Raw genomic sequence first — 18,053 nt, forward strand, 5'->3', positions numbered from 1 at the left:
ATAAATTACGAAAACGTTTTCGTGTTTAACACTTTAAAAATTGGGTATTTTAGAGAGGTCTTTACTTTTTGTTTTTTACTAACTTAGTTGTGTAGAATTAAGTTTTAATAAGACAAATTCATAAAAATATAACACATATGAGTAAAGAAGCAATTATTCCAGAGCAATATCAAATTACCGAAGTTATTAATCAAAAAAAGTATTTGATAGATGGAGAGCTAAAAGATTGGAGTGGTAATTCTACAGAAGTTTTCTCTACTATATCCTCAACGAGTGATTATAAACCTACACTTTTAGGAACTATTCCAGACATGGGAGAAACAGAGGCTTTAGATGCTTTAAATGCTGCTTTAGGTGCTTATAATAAAGGACAAGGTGTGTGGCCAACTATGCATGTAAAGGATCGTATAGAGTGTATGGAAACTTTTGTGCAAAAAATGAGTACTAAAAGAGAAGAGATTGTAAAACTTTTAATGTGGGAAATTGGAAAATCTTTACCAGATTCCGAGAAAGAATTTGATAGAACGGTAGAGTATATCAATGATACTATTGAAGATTACAAACAGTTAGACCGTAATGCTGCTAAATTTCAGAAAAATGCAGGGGTTTATGCACACATAAAAAGAGGAGCACTAGGTGTTGTTTTATGTTTAGGACCATATAATTACCCTTTAAATGAAACTTTTGCCTTATTAATCCCAGCAATTATAATGGGTAATACTACCATATTTAAGCCAGCGAAACATGGTGTTCTTTTAATCACGCCACTTTTAGAAGCTTTTCAGAGTAGTTTTCCAAAAGGGGTAGTTAATATTGTTTTTGGTAGAGGTAGAGCAGTAGCAGCACCAATTATGAAAACAGGAAAAGTAGATGTTCTTGCGCTTATAGGAAATAGTAAATCTGCAAATGCTTTACAAGAGCAACACCCAAAGAGCAACCGGTTGCGTTTAGTTTTAGGGTTAGAAGCTAAGAATCCAGCAATTGTTTTACCAGATGCGGATTTAGATTTAACTATAGATGAGTGTTTAGCTGGTACCTTGTCTTTTAACGGACAAAGGTGTACTGCGTTAAAAGTATTATATGTTCATGAAGATATTGTAGAAGAATTTAATAAACGTTTTTCTGAAAAGGTTGATGCTTTAAAATTTGGAAACCCTTGGGAAAATGGAGTAAAATTAACACCATTACCGGAACCAGGAAAACCACAATATATTCAAGAACTTATTGATGATGCTAAAGAAAAAGGAGCTAAAATACTAAACAAAAAAGGAGGAAAAATAACAGAAAATTATATTTGGCCAGCCGTAGTTTATCCTGTTAGTAAAGATATGCGTGTATACCAAGAAGAACAATTTGGTCCAATAATTCCTATCGTGCCTTTTACGGATATAGAGGAACCTTTAGATGATATGGCAGAAAGTAATTACGGACAGCAAGTAAGTTTATTTGGGAAAGATATTTATGCGCTTGCTCCGTTAATAGATTCTTTAGTGAATTTAGTTTGTAGAGTTAATTTAAATAGTTCCTGCCAAAGAGGTCCAGATGTATATCCTTTTACAGGAAGAAAAGATTCTGCTCAAGCAACTTTGAGTGTGCATGATGCTTTACGTTCTTTTTCTATTAGAACATTTGTAGCTTTTAAAGACAACGATTTAAATACGGAAATTATAGAACAGTTGTTAGATGCTAAAGTTTCTAACTTTGTTAGTACAGATTATATTTTATAAAAACCAATTCATTTTTTTTGATTAAAAGGCCCTATTTATTATAACAAATAGGGCTTTTTAAATGAAACTATTATTAATAGAGTAGAAGGGGGTATAATTAGTAATACCGTAAATAAAACATTTTAGTAATAATTACGTTTTAGAGTTTGATTTACTAACCACAAATCATTAACCAAATCAAAAAAAATACTGTGAAACGTTTTAAAACATTAGGAGCAGCTGTACTTTTAATATTGCTATTTTTTATTGCAAAAACCTACATTAAAGCATCAAAAGATAATTTAAATGGTTATCAAAAATCTTCTCAAATTTTATCTGCAGAGCAAATTATACTAAATAAGGAAAAAGCTCTTATGTATAAAAAGCATAAAAAAGAATTAGAAGAAAAAATAAACTTGTATTTTAATAAGGCAATTAAATCTGGTGCTATTGTTGGTGCAGGAGTTAGTATTGTACATGGAGATTCTATTGTTATTTCTGATGGTTTTGGTAAAAGAAATATTAATAAAAAAGCCAAAGTTAATGGAGAAACAGTTTTTAGGTTAGGTTCTTTATCTAAAGGTTTTGCTGGTGTTTTAGCGGCCGATTTAAAAGGTGAGGGAAAACTTAATTGGGATGATAAAATCACGGATTATATTCCAGATTTTCATTTTGGAGATGAAGAGAATACATCTCATATAAAATTAGCTCACATTTTGTCCCATACTTCTGGAACCGCATATCATAGCTTTACAAATTTAGTAGAAGCAGGCTTATCTGTATCAACTATTGCAGAACGTTTTTCTAATATAAAACCAATTAGTACTCCAGGGAAATTATATAGCTATCAAAATGCTATGTTTTCATTAAGTCAAGAGGTTTTTAAGAAAGCTACTGGAGATGATATTAATACAGCTTTAAGAAATAGATTTTTTAAGCCTTTGGGAATGTCAACTGTTTCTATGACTCATGATGAAATTACACATAACAATAATGTTGCTTTGCCTCATGCTAAAAGTAGAAAAGGATGGAGAAGTTTACCTTTAACAAATAAATATTACAATGCTGTAGCTGCAGGTGGTATAAATGCTAGTTCTTTAGATATGGCAAAATGGATGCGTTTTTTATTAGGTCATAATCCTGAGGTAATGGGGAAGAACACTTTAGAAGAGGTTTTTAAGCCCTTTGTTTCAATTAAAGGACATACTAAGTACTATCAACGTTGGGCTGGGCATGTCTCTTCTTCTTATGGTTTTGGATGGCGTATTCACAAATTAGAAGATGAAAATACTAAAGATATAAATACTGTATGGCATCATGGAGGTAGTGTAAATAATTATAGAAATGAAATAGCTATGTATCCTGATTCAGATTTAGGAATTTGTGTTTTGTTAAATGGAAATTCCAAGTTAGCTAGAACTGTAATACCAGATTTGAGAGCAATTGTAGAGAAAGTTTTTAAGACAGTAAAAGAAGAAAATTCCATTTCAGATAGTTATGCAGTTTTAAAATTTACAGAGTAAAATATTTAAATAATAAGTTTAAAGATATGTTATCTTTTACACCAAGAATGCCAATAGAATGGGATAACTATTCGTTTAATCTAAATTTTAGACATTAAGTTGTCGTCATTACTGTAAGTCAAAAAAGAAGCTAGTTTTATGCTTGATGCTAATGAAATTGTTACAATCGTTCCAAATATTTCTGTAGCTATTTAAAACCATGAAAAACTAGTTTAGATTCTGTTTTTGTCTATAAAAAAACAAAGTAAGAGTTATATATTAATATGTTCTGGTTGTGTTTTGGCCACTACTTTAGTACTTCGCTCTTCTATTTTACGGACTTCATTATTAAAAAAACATCCAAGAGCTATTCCTTCAATTACAGAATAGGTTTTAGCTTCAGTAGTATGGAATTGATAATATGTTTTTTTGTATTCTTTCTTTAACTTAAAGAAATGTTTTTTTAATACTAATAAAAGGGAAGGAATTGTAATTAGTATTGGTTTCTTTTTAAATGCTTTGTATGCCAATACACTTATTTCTTTTTTGCTTAGTGTTTCAGGGCCTTTAATGTAAATTTCTGAAGATGGTTTTTTTATACTGTTAATAATTACTCTTGCTAAGTCTTTTAAGTGAATAGGACTATATTTTTCTTTCTCATTACATAAAAAAAGAAAAGGATTTTTACATACAGAATTTAATAAAGGCATAAAATCAGAAAAGATGATGTCAACATAGATTATGTTATACGCTATGCCAGAATTTTTTAAAGCTTGTAAAAACTCTTTTTTACTGTCTTGATATTGTGTGTCATTTCTTAAACTAGGATTTGGACGAACAATTAGAATAATTTTTTTTGTTTCTAAAAGTTTTGCTTTTTCTAATAAATAGAAATTCTTTTTATTGCGTAAAATCGCATCAAAATATGTTTCTTTTGGAAGTGAAACACCAAGTGTGGAGATAATTATATCTGTATTAGAACAAAGGGTTTCTTTGTCATTATGTTTAACTGAATATCTTTTTACAATTGCATTATCAGTATAAACATTCAATGCCAATTCTTGTATTAAATGTTGTTCAAGACAATCAACATGTTTAGTTATTAGTATTGATTGATTGGCGCTCTTTGGCGTCATTTTTTAATTTGTTATAAAATTAATTATAAACAAACTTATGTAATACAATAAAAAATAAAAGAATCCAATAAGTCTTTAATAGCCCGATAAGACATTAATTATATTTATTAATATCAGAAGGTAGCTTATTGTGACATTTATAAAATGCTTTAGAAAATTTACTTGCATTTTCATAATTGAATTTAAGAGCTATATCTTTAATTTTTATATCTCCTTCTTTTATATATTTTAAAGCCAATCCCATTCTGTTTTCTTGGAAATAAGTAAAAATAGGTTTGCCAAATAATAATTTAAAATTTTCTTTAAGCTTGGTAGGTGATATTTTATACTTTTCAGAAAGAAAATCTATTCCAGGAAATTTTTCATAAAGGTTACTTGATATAAAATACTCTATTTTTTGAATTTTAATACGATCTCCATGAGATAATTCGTTTGTGTTAAAATTCTCTTTTTCTTCTAATGAGTTAAAAAATAACTCAAAAAAATCATAAGCAAGTTTTTTAAGTTCAAACATATTTGGGCCTAGAGAATTATTAAACCCTTTCTTTACATCATTATGAAATAATTTAAAATCATCATATTTAAAGTTGTAGTTTAAAAAACTAATACTAGTATCATTCAATAATTTTTTTACTTCTTCTGGAATAGAAGTGGAGTTGATTATATTTTTAGTGACCCATTTTTCACTAAAATATAAAATATACATTATTTCATGAGAATCTTTAAAATGACAATTTATAAAATCGGTTTTTGGCCTTGAAAAGGAGAGAGAATGATTTGTAATTTTAAAATTATTAAATTCATAAGATTCATCTTTGAATTTATTTTCGATAAAATTTATAGATATAAAATAATAATCTGCTGGTAAAAACCTATCATATATGGGCTTGTAACTTACATTGTTTTTGTATTTCATGTCAGATTGAAACATCCATAAACCTTCTTCTAATTCTGCATATGAAAATTCTCCTTTGAGAAACGGGGTATCAGAATACAACATTTGTTTTTCCTTGTTATGTTTCATAAATGGCATTTTAACAAGGCTTTTAAGCATAATTGAAGGAGAGTTTGATAGATATGACAGATAAAAAAAACCTTTCTTATATGTAAAGAAGTATTGTTTTTGAAGATTAAACCAATTATTTATTCTATCAATTACCATTGAGTTTTCCTTTTGTACTTAAAAAAATATATACAATATATATTAAATAATGAGTATAAAAAAACCTCATAAACTTAAATAAGACTATGAGGTAATTTTTTTATTGTGGTATCTGATTTTAGATATTAGTTACTAACCAATCCCCAACTTCGCTAGTTTTAAAAGCTTTAGCTCCATCTGCTAAATCTTCTGTAACATAACCTTCAGCTAAAGATTTGTTTACTACATCTCTTATAGCTTTAGCTTCTGTTGTTAAACCAAAATCTTCAAACATCATTGCTGCAGATAAAACTGTTGCTAATGGGTTAGCAATATCTTTTCCTGCTGCTTGTGGGTAAGAACCGTGTATTGGCTCATATAACTTATTATCTGTTCCTACAGATGCAGATGGCATTAATCCCATAGAACCAGAGATTACAGATGCTTCATCGGTTAAAATATCTCCAAAAAGATTTTCTGTAATTAACACATCATAATCGCTTGGCCATTGTACTAATCGCATTGCTACAGCATCTACAAATTCATAAGAAACCGTTACTTCTGGATATTCTTTTTCCATTGCCTGTACTGTTTCTCTCCATAATCTAGAAGATTCTAATACATTGGCTTTATCTACACAACATAATCTTTTAGAACGTGTCATTGCTAATTCAAAACCCTTTTTTGCAAGTCTTTGAATCTCTTCACGAGTATAAGTCATGGTATCATAAGCAGTATTACCATCGTCTTTTCTTCCTCTTTCTCCAAAATAAACACCACTAGTAAGTTCTCTTAAGAAAACTAGGTCGGTACCTTCTATACGTTCTCTTTTTAAAGGAGATTTATCAATTAAAGAAGGGAAAGTAAATGTTGGTCTTACATTAGCAAATAAACCTAATTTCTGACGCATTTTAAGTAATCCTTGTTCTGGTCTTACTTTTGCAGAAGGGTCATTATCAAAACGAGGATGCCCTATAGCTCCAAAAAGAACAGCATCTGCTGCTTCACAAACAGCATGCGTACTATCTGGATAAGGTTCTCCTACAGCATCAATCGCTGCAGCACCTGTTAAAGCTGGAGTCCATGAGATTTCATGTCCAAATTTTTCTGCTATTTTATCAGATACTTTAACTGCTTGGTCTATTACTTCAGGGCCAATTCCGTCCCCAGCTAATAATGCTATATTTAATTTCATTCTATTTTATTTTGCAATAATTATGTATTGCGGTTTACTATTTAATTTATTTAAGTAGCTATTTAGATGATGTTTAACATCTTCTCTGTAGCTTTAATTGCCGATACGGTTTGGTCAGAATCTAATCCACGTGTAGTAAATTCTTTTCCGTTTTTCTCCCAAGTAATACTAGTTTCACAAAGTGCATCAGAATTACTCCCAGGAGGTATACGTACTGTATAATCTGTTAGTTTAGGGAAATCCATTTTTTTGCTTTCATAAACTTTTTTTAGAGCATTTATAAAAGCATCAAATTGACCATCACCTTGCGCATTTGCCTCATGAATTTCTCCTTCAATTTCTATGGCAATGGTTGTGGATGGTTTTAAGCCTTTAGAGTGCGTAAGCACATAAGACTTTATTATTATTTTGTTTAAATATTCCTGACTATCTAAAACATCAGAAATTATATAAGGTAAGTCCTCTTTAGTTACTCTTTCTTTTTTATCTCCTAAAGCAATTACTTTTTGGGTAACTTTCTTTAAATCCTCATCATTTAGAGTTAATCCTAAATCTTGTAGATTTTTCTGAATATTAGCTTTTCCAGAAGTTTTTCCGAGTGCATATTTACGTTTTTGTCCAAAACGTTCTGGAAGTAAATCGTTAAAATAAAGATTGTTTTTATTGTCTCCATCTGCATGAATACCAGCGGTTTGCGTAAAAACATTGTCTCCTACAATTGGTTTGTTTGCAGGTATTCTAAAACCAGTAAAAGCAGAAACTAATTTACTTACTTTGTGTAAAGCGGTTTCATTAGCATTAATTGTTACTTCTGGTAAAAAATCATTTATTACGGCAATTGCACTTGCCATAGGAGCATTTCCAGCTCTTTCTCCCATGCCATTTACGGTAAGGTGTAAACCATGGCAACCTGCTTTTGCAGCTTCCATGACATTTGCAACACCTAAATCATAATCATTATGACCATGAAAATCAAAATGTAAATTAGGGTAACGTTGTACTATTTCTGATATAAAAGAAAATGTTTCGGTATGTGTTAGTATACCTAAAGTATCTGGTAATAATATTCTCTTAACAGGTTGTGTTGCTAAAAAATCTAGAAATTGAAATACATATTCTTTAGAATTTCGCATTCCGTTACTCCAATCTTCTAAATATACATTGTTTGTTATACCTCTTTCTTGTGCTTTTTTAAACACAGATGCAATATCTGAAAAATGTTCTTCAGGAGTTTTTTTAAGTTGGTGTTTTAAGTGGTTGTAAGAACCTTTGGTTAAAAGGTTTTGCACTTTTGCACCAGCTTTTTCCATCCAATCTAAAGAAATTCCTCCATCTGTAAAGGTTAAAACTTCAACACGGTTTAAGTTGTCTGTTTCTGCAGCCCATTCCGTAATTTTTTGTACTGCCAATAATTCACCATCAGAAACTCTTGCAGATGCAACTTCAATACGGTCTACTTTAAGCTCTTCTAATAATAACTGCGCTAATGTAAGTTTTTCTGAAGATGAAAAGGATACTCCTGAGGTTTGTTCGCCATCCCTCAGGGTAGTATCCATTATTTCAAGTTTTCTTTTTTCCATGGCATGTACAGCAATACCTGCTTTAAATCTTATATTTTATAATGGTAATTCTTTTGCAAATTCGCTTATCTCCGATTTAATATTGTTTAAGTAATCAATATCATCAAAACCATTAAGCATGTTTTGCTTTTTGTAACCATTAATATCAAAAGATTCACTTTCTCCTGTTTTTACTAAAGTAACTGTTTGTTCAGGTAAATTAACTGATATTTCTGTTTTTGGATCTGCTTCTATAGCTGCAAATATTTTTGCAGCAAATTCTGGAGAAACCTGTACTGGTAATACGCCAATATTTAAGCAGTTTCCTTTGAAAATATCAGCAAAGAAACTAGAGATTACACATCTAAATCCGTAATCATAAACTGCCCAAGCAGCATGTTCTCTAGAAGAACCAGAACCAAAGTTCTTACCACCAACTAAAATCTTACCAGAATATGTTGGGTTGTTAAGAACAAAATCAGATTTTGGAGTATCGTCTCCATTGTAACGCCAATCTCTAAAAAGGTTATCTCCAAAACCTTTACGTTCTGTAGCTTTTAAGAAACGAGCTGGTATTATTTGATCTGTATCTACATTCTCTATTGGAAGTGGAACAGCCGTACTATTTAATATTTCAAATTTATCGTATGCCATTTTTTATAGCTTTTTGCTATTGGCTGTTGGCCTCTAGCTTTAATTTAGTATTTATTTTGCTAATGACCAGCACAGCCAATAGCTAAAAGCAAATTGGCTATGCCAATTCTTTCATTAATTCTCTTGGGTCTGTTACTTTTCCTGTAACTGCTGCAGCTGCGGCAACTAGAGGAGAAGCTAATAAGGTTCTTGATCCTGGACCTTGACGCCCTTCAAAGTTTCTGTTTGATGTACTTACTGCTAATTTTCCAGCAGGTACTTTATCATCATTCATTGCTAAACAAGCAGAACATCCAGGTTCTCTTAATTCAAAACCAGCTTCTGTTAAAATATCTAAAAGACCTTCTTCTTTTATAGCAGATTCTACTTTATGAGAACCTGGTACTAACCATGCGGTTACATTATCCGCTTTTTTGCGTCCTTTTACAATAGAAGTAAAGGCTCTAAAATCTTCAATACGGCCATTAGTACAACTACCGATAAATACAAAATCGATAGGCTTACCAATCATATCTTCCCCTTCATTAAAAGCCATATAGCCTAAAGACTTTTTATACGTAGCAACACCACCTTCTAAATCTTCTGCATTTGGAATACTTTTAGAAATTCCCATACCCATTCCAGGATTGGTTCCATACGTAATCATTGGCTCTATATCAGAAGCACTAAAAGTAAGTTCTTTATCAAACTCAGCGCCTTTGTCTGTTTTTAAAGTTTTCCAGTATGCCATGGCTTTATCCCAAGCAGCACCAGTTGGAGTAAATTCTCTCCCTTTAACGTATTCAAAAGTTTTTTCATCTGGAGCAATCATACCACCACGAGCACCCATTTCTATGCTTAGGTTACAAACCGTCATACGACCTTCCATAGTCATGTTTTCAAAAACATCACCAGCATATTCTACAAAATATCCTGTAGCGCCTGAAGTAGTTAATTGAGATATGATATATAAAGCAACATCTTTGGGAGTAACACCAAAATTTAATTCTCCTTCTACATTAATACGCATTTTCTTTGGCTTAGGCTGCATAATACATTGTGTAGATAATACCATTTCTACCTCAGAAGTACCAATACCAAATGCAATTGCGCCAAAAGCACCATGTGTAGATGTATGAGAATCTCCACAAACAATAGTTGCTCCTGGTTGTGTAATTCCATATTCAGGGCCTACAACGTGTACAATACCATTTTTTTCATGACCAAGCCCCCAGTGCGAAATACCGTATTCTTTTGCATTTTCTTCTAATGCTTTAAGTTGGTTCGCAGAAAGTGGATCTGCAACTGGTAAATGCTGGTTTATGGTTGGTGTGTTATGATCTGCTGTTGCAAAAGTTTTATTTGGAAATAAAACTCCAGATTTTCTGTTTTTTATACCTAAAAAGGCAACAGGGCTAGTAACCTCATGTACTAAGTGGCGATCTATAAATAATACATCTGGACCATCTTCTACATGTTTTACTACATGCGAATCCCACACTTTATCAAATAACGTCTTTTTTGTACTCATAATTTATTTGTATTCTAAGCTAACAAAACTAGGAAAACTAGTTCTTTTTAGAAATTATTGTGGGTGTAAATTACGATGTTCAAGACCATTTTTTGTGATATTTTCTAATTATTTAAGGGGTTAACTTATATAATTCCAAATATTTTTGTGTTTTATAATTTGAGCATACATGTGCCTTACTACCAAATTATTGGGATTTTCTAAAGAAGGGTCTTCTTTTAATAATTGTAATGCATGGTACCTTGCGGTTTTTAAGATGTCATTATCTTTTACAATGTCTGCTATTTTAAGATGTAGCATACCACTTTGTTGTGTACCCATAATATCGCCAGGACCTCTTAGTTTTAAATCTACTTCGGCGATTTCAAAACCATCGTTTGTACGTACCATGGTTTCTAGCCTTGTTTTAGAATCGTTAGAGAGTTTATGGCTGGTCATTAAAATACAAAAACTTTGATCGGCACCACGCCCTACACGCCCTCGTAATTGGTGTAGTTGTGATAGTCCAAACCGTTCCGCACTTTCTATAATCATTACCGATGCATTAGGAACATTAACCCCAACTTCAATAACTGTAGTGGCAACCATTATTTGTGTTTCCCCTTTTACAAAGCGTTTCATTTCATAATCTTTATCGGCAGGTTTCATTTGTCCATGTACAATAGATATTTGGTATTCTGGCTGTGGAAAATCTCGCACAATGCTCTCATAGCCATCCATTAAATCTTTATAATCTAATGCTTCAGATTCTTGTATTAGGGGGTAAACCACATAAATTTGGCGTCCCTTTTTTATTTCTTCCTTTATAAAACCAAAAACTTTTAATCTATTAGAGTCATATCTATGAACTGTTTTTATGGGTTTTCTTCCAGGCGGTAATTCATCTATAATAGAAATATCTAAATCGCCATATAAACTCATAGCCAAAGTTCTTGGAATAGGAGTAGCAGTCATTACTAAAATATGAGGTGGCAAATTGTTTTTATGCCATAATTTAGAACGTTGGGCAACGCCAAACCTATGTTGCTCATCTATAATAGCCAATCCTAAATTTTTATATTTTACTTTGTCTTCTAGCAAAGCATGTGTGCCAATTAAAATATCTAATTCGCCATTTTCTAATTGTTCATGAATAATTGTTCTTTGCGCTTTTTTTACGGATCCTGTTAAAATGGCAATTTTAATACCCAAATCTCCTAAAAGTTCTTTTATACCATTAAAATGCTGGTTTGCCAAAATTTCGGTAGGCGCCATTAAGCACGCTTGGTAGTTATTATCTATGGCTAACAACATAGTCATTAATGCTACAATAGTTTTTCCAGAACCAACATCGCCCTGTAATAATCTATTCATTTGCGCGCTAGTGCCTAAATCTGCTCTAATTTCTTTTATCACTCTTTTTTGTGCATTGGTAAGCTCAAAAGGCAAGTGGTTTTTATAAAATTCATTAAAATGTGTGCCAACTTGGTCAAAAACAAAGCCTTTAATGCGTTGTTTTCTAGTTTTGTTTTTTCCTAATAACTGTAGTTGAATGTAAAAAAGTTCTTCGAATTTTAACCTAAATTGAGCTTTGGCTAATAATTCCTGATTTTTAGGAAAATGAATATTAAATAAGGCTTCGCTCTTAGAGATTAAGTGCAATTCATGAATAATTTTTGGAGATAATGATTCTGAAAATTGCCCTTTGCAGCCTAAAAATAGCTGTTGCATCATTTTATTAATAACCTTATTGGTAACCCCAGTATTGCTAAGTTTTTCTGTAGAAGGATAAATGGGTTGCATGGCAATTTTAACTCCCTTTTCATGCCCTTCTAACAATTCCATTTCTGGGTGGGGCATAGAAAATTTACCATTATACCAATTGCATTTGCCAAAAATTACATAGGGTTTGTTAATTTTTATATTTTCTTTAATCCATTTTTGACCACGAAACCAAACCAATTCTATTTCTCCGGTATCATCTATAAATTTGGCGACTAAACGTTTTCCTCTTTTTTGTTCTACTGTTTTTAGATGAATAATTTTACCAACAACCTGTACATCTGCACTACTGCGCTGCAATTCCTTTATTTTATAGTATTTTGTTTTATCAATATACCTATTAGGGAAGAGATTAAGAAGGTCTTGAAAGCAAGAAATGCCAAGCTCTGACTGCAAAGAATTAGCCCTGTTAGGACCAACTCCTTTTAAATAAGCAATGGGAGTTTGTAAAAAATTTGCGTTCATTCGTCTAAATTAGGGCATAGCTAATAACAATGCAACAAAGTAAAATGCTAAATTTGGAAAGCATTACATATAATCCCCAAAACATGAAATTAATTTTTAAGCTACTATTATTTGTAACCCCTCTATGTTTATTTGCGCAAACACAAGTAAAAGTAGACTTTATTAGAGCAGAAGCTTTAATTTCTCCAATTGTAAAAGAAAAAGCAATAGCTGGTGTTGTTACTTATGAATTTAAGGCCTTGGAAAATGTAAGTTATATTTTCTTAGATGCGCATGATATGGAGTTTACATCGGTTTTATTAAATAATAAAAAGATTGATTTTTTAAATACAAATTCTAAAATATCAATAAAACATTCCTTTATGAAAGGAAAAACATATTTTATAACTCTTGCATATAAAGCAGTTCCTAAACAAACAGTATATTTTGTTGGTTGGGAAACTACTTCTGAGAGTCTAAATACAAATAAGCAAATCTGGACACAAGGTCAAGGTAAATATACCAGTCATTGGTTGCCTAGTTTTGATGATATGACAGAAAAGGTAGAATTTGATATTGCTATAGAATTTGATAAAGGCTACACCGTAATTTCTAACGGAAAACTTATAGAAAAACAAGAAAAAGAAAATACGAATCTATGGGCATATTCTATGGATAAGCCTATGAGTAGTTATTTAGTAGCTTTTGCTATAGGTAATTATAAATATGTAGAGGAGAAATCTAAAAGTGGTATTCCTTTAAAGTTATATTATTACCCAAATGATAGCTTGTTTGTAGAACCAACGTATAGGCATTCTAAAGAGATTTTTAATTTTTTAGAAACTGAAATTGGAGTTTCATATCCTTGGAAAAATTATAAACAAATTCCTGTGCACGATTTTTTATATGCGGGAATGGAAAATACGGGAACCACTATATTTTCTGATGGATACGTAATTGATTCTTTGTCTTTTGTTGATAAAAATTATGTTACGGTTAATGCACATGAATTAGCACACCAGTGGTTTGGAAATTTAGTTACCGAAAAAGATGGGAATAGCCATTGGTTGCATGAAGGGTTTGCAACATACTATTCATATTTGGCTGAAAAAGAATTATTTGGTGCAGACCATTACTATTGGAAATTGTTTGATAGTGCAAAAGCTATAAATGAAAACCAAAACAATGAAAATGGACAATCTTTACTAAACCCTAAAGCAAGTAGTCTTACATTCTATGAAAAAGGTGCTTGGGCATTACATATCCTACGAGAAAAAGTTGGAGATACGGTTTTTAAAAAAGGAATAGTATCGTATTTAAATAAATACCAATTTAAAAATGTAGAAGTAGCTCATTTTCTAAAGGAAATGGAGAATGCTGGAGCAGAAAATCTATCAGAATATAAAGAGAAATGGCTTGTAGAAAAAGCTTTTCCTTATGAAGATGTTAAGAATCATTTAGCAGCAAAATCTGAAGATATTAAGATGCTAAATTTTATAAATGAAGAAGTGGTAATTGCTAGTTCTAGCTACATACACAAAGAAGAAATAATTAAAGGGTATTGGGATAAAACAGAGTCTTACGAGTTAAAAGCCAGAATAATTAAAGATTTTTATAAATATTTATCGCCTAGTTTTATTGAGGAAGCATTAAAAACTCAAAATTTAATAATTCGTAGAGCAATAGCTAAATCTATTATTAAAGTTTCAAAGGAATTACAAACCTCTTTTGAGACTCTTTTACAAGATAAAAGTTATGTAACACAAGAAAATGCTTTGTTTGCATTGTGGAGTAGTTTTCCAGAAAAAAGAAACGAATACTTAAACGCTACTAAAGATATAATGGGTTTGCCAAATAAAAACGTACGACTTTTATGGTTAACCTTAGCAATGGTAACGCCAGAATATAACAGCTTAAATACTGGAATTTATTATAAAGAATTGGTAAATTATACAAGCTCAAATTATAGTATAGAAACCCGTATGAGTGCGTTTCAATTTTTAAAAGAAACCATTGGTTTAGACAACGTAAGTTTAAAAAATATTATACAAGCTAGTGAGCATCATAGTTGGCAATTTAAAAAATTTGCAAGAAATTTATTAGTTAAATTAGTAGAGGATAATGATTATAAGAAAAGAATTAATTTAGAGTTAAAAGAATTAGAAGAAAATAAATATCGTTATATAAAAGAATTAGTAAATAAATAATGAGGGCTTTAGTAATTTCTGGAGGAGGTAGCAAAGGAGCTTTTGCAGGTGGGGTTTCCCAATATTTAATGCAAGAACTTCACTATAAGTACGACCTTTTTTTAGGGACCTCTACTGGAAGTTTATTAATTTCTCATTTAGCACTAAATAAAATTGATAAAATAAAGGAAGTGTATACTTCTGTAAACCAGTATAGTATATTTAGTAATTGTCCTTTTGTTATTCAAAACAAACACGGTGTAAATTCTATAGGTATAGATCATTGGAATGTTTTTAAAAATTTTTACAGAGGAAGTAAAACTTTTGGAGAAAGTTATAATTTGTTAAAACTTATTAAACAAACAATAACAAAAGAAGAATTTTTAGAGTTAAAAAATGGTCCTAAAGAAGTTGTAGTAACCGTTTCTAATTTATCTTTAAATACGGTAGAATATAAAAGTGTAAATGACTATTCTTATGAAGAATTTTGTGAATGGGTTTGGATTTCTTGTAATTATACCCCTTTCATGAGTTTAGTTCGTAAAAATGGATGTGAATACGCAGATGGTGGTTTGGGTAATATGGTGCCTATTGAAGAAGCCATAAAAAGAGGAGCAACAGAGATAGATGTTATTGTTTTGCAAACTGAAGTAAGCCATTTAAATAGAATGCCATCTAAAAATGCCTTTTCTTTGCTTACTAATATGTTCGAGTTTATGCTAGATCGTATTGAAAATCAAAATATACGTATTGGTAAATATGTAGCAAACCATAATAACGCAATAATTAATTTATATTACACTCCAACCATTTTAACGACTAATTCTTTAATTTTTAATAAAGAAAAAATGAGTAAGTGGTGGGAAAGTGGTTATAATTTTGCCAAGTTTAAAAATACAGAAACTAGTCAGATAAAAATAGAATGAGAGCCTTAGTAATTAGTGGAGGAGGTAGTAAGGGAGCCTTTGCGGGTGGTGTAGCCCAATATTTAATGGAAATAGAAAAAAGAGATTATGACTTACTTGTAGGAACCTCTACAGGAAGTCTTTTAATACCTCAGCTAGCTTTAAATAAAGTTGGTAAGTTGTATGATTTATATACTAATGTAAACCAACGTAAAATTTTTAGTTTAAACCCTTTTGTTGTTCGTAAAAAAGGAGATAGAGAGTTTGTTTCTATAAATTTCATGACCACCTTTCTGCAGTTTATTAAAAAGAAAAGAACTTTTGGAGAGAGTAAATCTTTGCGAAGAACTATTAAAAAGAATTTTACAGAAGAAGAATTTAATGAAATTAGAAATACGCATAAAGATGTAGTGGTAACCGTTTCCAATTTATCTAAAAATAGGGTAGAGTATAAGTCAATTAAAGAATTTACTTATGATGAATTTTGTGATTGGATGTGGATTTCTTGTAACTATATTCCTTTTATGTCTTTAGTTAAAAAAGATGGTTTTGAATACGGTGATGGCGGTTTAGGCTGTGTTTTGCCAATACGAGAAGCTATTAAGCGTGGTGCTACAGAAATAGATGCTATTATTTTGGAATCTGAGAAAATGGAACATAATAAGGTTCTAGGGAAAAACCCATTTTCATTAATGCTTAGTATCTATGGCTTTGTATTAGACCAAATAGAACACCATGATATTTCTGAAGGAATTTTAGCAGCAAAGCATAGAGGCGTAAAGCTAAACTTATATTATACGCCAACGAAACTAACCGAAAACTCACTCGTATTTAACAAAAAACTAATGACGGAGTGGTGGGAACAAGGTTTTAATTATGCAGAGGCAAAATTTAATGTGCCTAAATAATTAATTACCACAATTCTCCAATTTCCTTTTTAACATAAGCTAATGCTGTTCCAGAAGGAGAAGCTTTATCCATAGTTTCGGTTAAAACATCTTCCCTTAGCTTATCTGCGGAGTCTGTTTCGCTTAATGCAGCTTTACGAATCATTTGTATAGTAGCACTTTTTGCAGCTTTTATTATATTCCAACATTCGTCGGTCATATATATTTGTTGTGATAGATTATGCTCAAATTCGTTTTCTATACTTTTTATAAGTAAATTTTCATACTCATTTTTGTCTGAAGTTTTAGGAGCTATACGAACTACTAAGCTTGGAATAGCAATTCTTTCTAAGAAAAGAGCCATTCTTTCGTATGCTTGTAAACGTATAGGTAATGTATTTGTTTGACTGTCTTTATGTAATAAAAAACGTCTTCTTCCTTCTTCATTTTTTGTGTGTAATCTAAAGAAATAAAAAGCAACAGCTCCAGTTACAACAGCTGGTAATAGATAGGCAAACATTTGTAAAATTCCTTGTTCAGACATAATTTTGGTTTTGGTTTCTGCATGTAAGAACGGTGTATTTATCTAAAAATTATGTAAAAAGTAATACAATACACGATTCTTAATAAAGGAAATGTTTTGGAACCTAAAAATAAGGAGTTTAATTATTTCCGTTCTTAATTGCTTCCCGAGCCATTAGGTAAAAGGCCTCGTAATTAGGGTGTATTTTAAAATTAATACCTTCTTTAAAGCCACCATCTTTAGCATTTACGTTAACTCTATCTTTAGCAATAGCCATATCTTTTATTAGAATATTAGCAATAGAAGTTGCTTGTAGTGTAGGAGTATTTAAATCTCCTGTCATACTTAGTCCTTCTATGGTAATCGTTGTTTTAGGATTAGCACTTAATACCGTTGCAATTTTATTTAACCAAGCTTTTGCTTCTTCGGTTACGTTAGTATTGGTATCGGAGCCATATAATGAAGTTAAATCTTTAGAAATTATAACAGTCCCATTTGCTACTCCAATTTTAGCATTTTCTCCTAAAGTTTGTTTTGCATTTGTAAGAACCACAACAGCTGTAGAATCATGACTACTAATGGCATCTGTAAAAACACTTAATTGTTTTTCTTTTTCTTCTAAGCTAGCAAGTGCTTTATTTACACTTTCAGAATTTTTACTAGAAATTTGAGCAAAACTATTTAAGTTTTTTAATAAAGTGCTATTTGCATTTTGTAAATCAACCACTTGTTTTTCAAAAGAAGCTGCTTTTTCTGCATTTACGCTACCATTTTTTTTAGAGGAAGCAAGCTCTATGTTTGTAGAGTCTAATTTTGCTTTTAATAAGTTTATTTCATTTATTAAATCACTTTTTCTCTGAGCATGTAGTGAAAGACAAGAAATGAATAAAAGTGTAAAAATTGATAATTTGATATTCATATTAATTTTTTTTTACAAAAATAGC

General features: G+C 31.0%; 15 protein-coding genes. 6 read left to right on the plus strand and 9 right to left on the minus strand.

Going from position 1 to position 18,053, the window contains the following annotated elements; genetic code table 11:
- Positions 1-137 precede the first annotated feature (137 nt).
- The 3 genes from Q0945_RS07805 to Q0945_RS16140 all read left to right on the plus strand — a co-directional run bounded on the left by Q0945_RS07805 (position 138) and on the right by Q0945_RS16140 (position 3,327).
- Positions 138-1,727, plus strand: a complete 1,590-nt coding sequence (locus tag Q0945_RS07805) for an NADP-dependent glyceraldehyde-3-phosphate dehydrogenase (protein WP_299433063.1) — start codon at positions 138-140, stop codon at positions 1,725-1,727.
- A 191-nt stretch (positions 1,728-1,918) separates the two neighbouring features.
- Positions 1,919-3,229, plus strand: coding sequence for a serine hydrolase domain-containing protein (locus Q0945_RS07810; protein ID WP_299433066.1), 1,311 nt, complete (start codon positions 1,919-1,921; stop codon positions 3,227-3,229).
- 26 nt (positions 3,230-3,255) lie between these two features.
- The gene (locus tag Q0945_RS16140; protein WP_366136066.1) at positions 3,256-3,327 is read left to right on the plus strand and encodes a glycosyl hydrolase family 65 protein; all 72 of its coding nucleotides are present in this window, start codon (positions 3,256-3,258) and stop codon (positions 3,325-3,327) included.
- Positions 3,328-3,480: 153 nt separating this feature from the next.
- On the opposite strand, the gene Q0945_RS07815 is transcribed toward Q0945_RS16140, so the two are convergent.
- The 7 genes from Q0945_RS07815 to recG form a co-directional block, all read right to left on the minus strand.
- The gene (locus tag Q0945_RS07815) at positions 3,481-4,344 is read right to left on the minus strand and encodes a hypothetical protein (protein ID WP_299433069.1); all 864 of its coding nucleotides are present in this window, start codon (positions 4,342-4,344) and stop codon (positions 3,481-3,483) included.
- A 94-nt stretch (positions 4,345-4,438) separates the two neighbouring features.
- Complete coding sequence (locus Q0945_RS07820) at positions 4,439-5,368, minus strand: AraC family transcriptional regulator (RefSeq protein WP_299433072.1); 930 nt, start codon at positions 5,366-5,368, stop codon at positions 4,439-4,441.
- Between the two features lie 256 nt (positions 5,369-5,624).
- Entirely contained in the window at positions 5,625-6,680 is a 1,056-nt protein-coding gene (leuB, locus tag Q0945_RS07825; RefSeq protein WP_299433075.1) for a 3-isopropylmalate dehydrogenase, read from the minus strand.
- A 62-nt stretch (positions 6,681-6,742) separates the two neighbouring features.
- Complete coding sequence (locus Q0945_RS07830) at positions 6,743-8,260, minus strand: alpha-isopropylmalate synthase regulatory domain-containing protein (RefSeq protein WP_299433078.1); 1,518 nt, start codon at positions 8,258-8,260, stop codon at positions 6,743-6,745.
- A 36-nt stretch (positions 8,261-8,296) separates the two neighbouring features.
- On the minus strand, positions 8,297-8,893 hold the full coding sequence (gene leuD / locus Q0945_RS07835; protein WP_299433081.1) for a 3-isopropylmalate dehydratase small subunit: 597 nt from the start codon (positions 8,891-8,893) through the stop codon (positions 8,297-8,299).
- Between the two features lie 97 nt (positions 8,894-8,990).
- The gene (gene leuC, locus Q0945_RS07840; protein ID WP_299433084.1) at positions 8,991-10,403 is read right to left on the minus strand and encodes a 3-isopropylmalate dehydratase large subunit; all 1,413 of its coding nucleotides are present in this window, start codon (positions 10,401-10,403) and stop codon (positions 8,991-8,993) included.
- Between the two features lie 120 nt (positions 10,404-10,523).
- Positions 10,524-12,629 (minus strand): ATP-dependent DNA helicase RecG, encoded by a 2,106-nt coding sequence (gene recG / locus Q0945_RS07845; protein ID WP_299433087.1) that lies wholly within the window; start codon positions 12,627-12,629, stop codon positions 10,524-10,526.
- Positions 12,630-12,712: 83 nt separating this feature from the next.
- Here recG and Q0945_RS07850 point away from each other — a divergent pair, with 83 nt between their 5' ends.
- From Q0945_RS07850 to Q0945_RS07860, 3 genes are read left to right on the plus strand one after another with little or no spacing between them, the layout of a single operon-like run.
- On the plus strand, positions 12,713-14,815 hold the full coding sequence (locus Q0945_RS07850) for a M1 family metallopeptidase (protein ID WP_299433090.1): 2,103 nt from the start codon (positions 12,713-12,715) through the stop codon (positions 14,813-14,815).
- The gene (locus tag Q0945_RS07855; protein WP_299433093.1) at positions 14,815-15,720 is read left to right on the plus strand and encodes a patatin-like phospholipase family protein; all 906 of its coding nucleotides are present in this window, start codon (positions 14,815-14,817) and stop codon (positions 15,718-15,720) included. Before Q0945_RS07850 ends, Q0945_RS07855 begins: the two co-directional genes overlap by 1 nt.
- The gene (locus tag Q0945_RS07860; RefSeq protein WP_299433096.1) at positions 15,717-16,607 is read left to right on the plus strand and encodes a patatin-like phospholipase family protein; all 891 of its coding nucleotides are present in this window, start codon (positions 15,717-15,719) and stop codon (positions 16,605-16,607) included. Before Q0945_RS07855 ends, Q0945_RS07860 begins: the two co-directional genes overlap by 4 nt.
- Before the next feature lie 4 nt (positions 16,608-16,611).
- On the opposite strand, the gene Q0945_RS07865 is transcribed toward Q0945_RS07860, so the two are convergent.
- The gene (locus tag Q0945_RS07865) at positions 16,612-17,130 is read right to left on the minus strand and encodes a hypothetical protein (RefSeq protein ID WP_299433099.1); all 519 of its coding nucleotides are present in this window, start codon (positions 17,128-17,130) and stop codon (positions 16,612-16,614) included.
- 118 nt (positions 17,131-17,248) lie between these two features.
- Positions 17,249-18,028: a hypothetical protein gene (locus tag Q0945_RS07870; protein WP_299433101.1), complete on the minus strand. Its 780-nt coding sequence runs from the start codon at positions 18,026-18,028 to the stop codon at positions 17,249-17,251.
- Positions 18,029-18,053: the final 25 nt, after the last annotated feature.

This window comes from uncultured Maribacter sp. (genome assembly GCF_947500405.1).
Taxonomy (GTDB): domain Bacteria; phylum Bacteroidota; class Bacteroidia; order Flavobacteriales; family Flavobacteriaceae; genus Maribacter_B.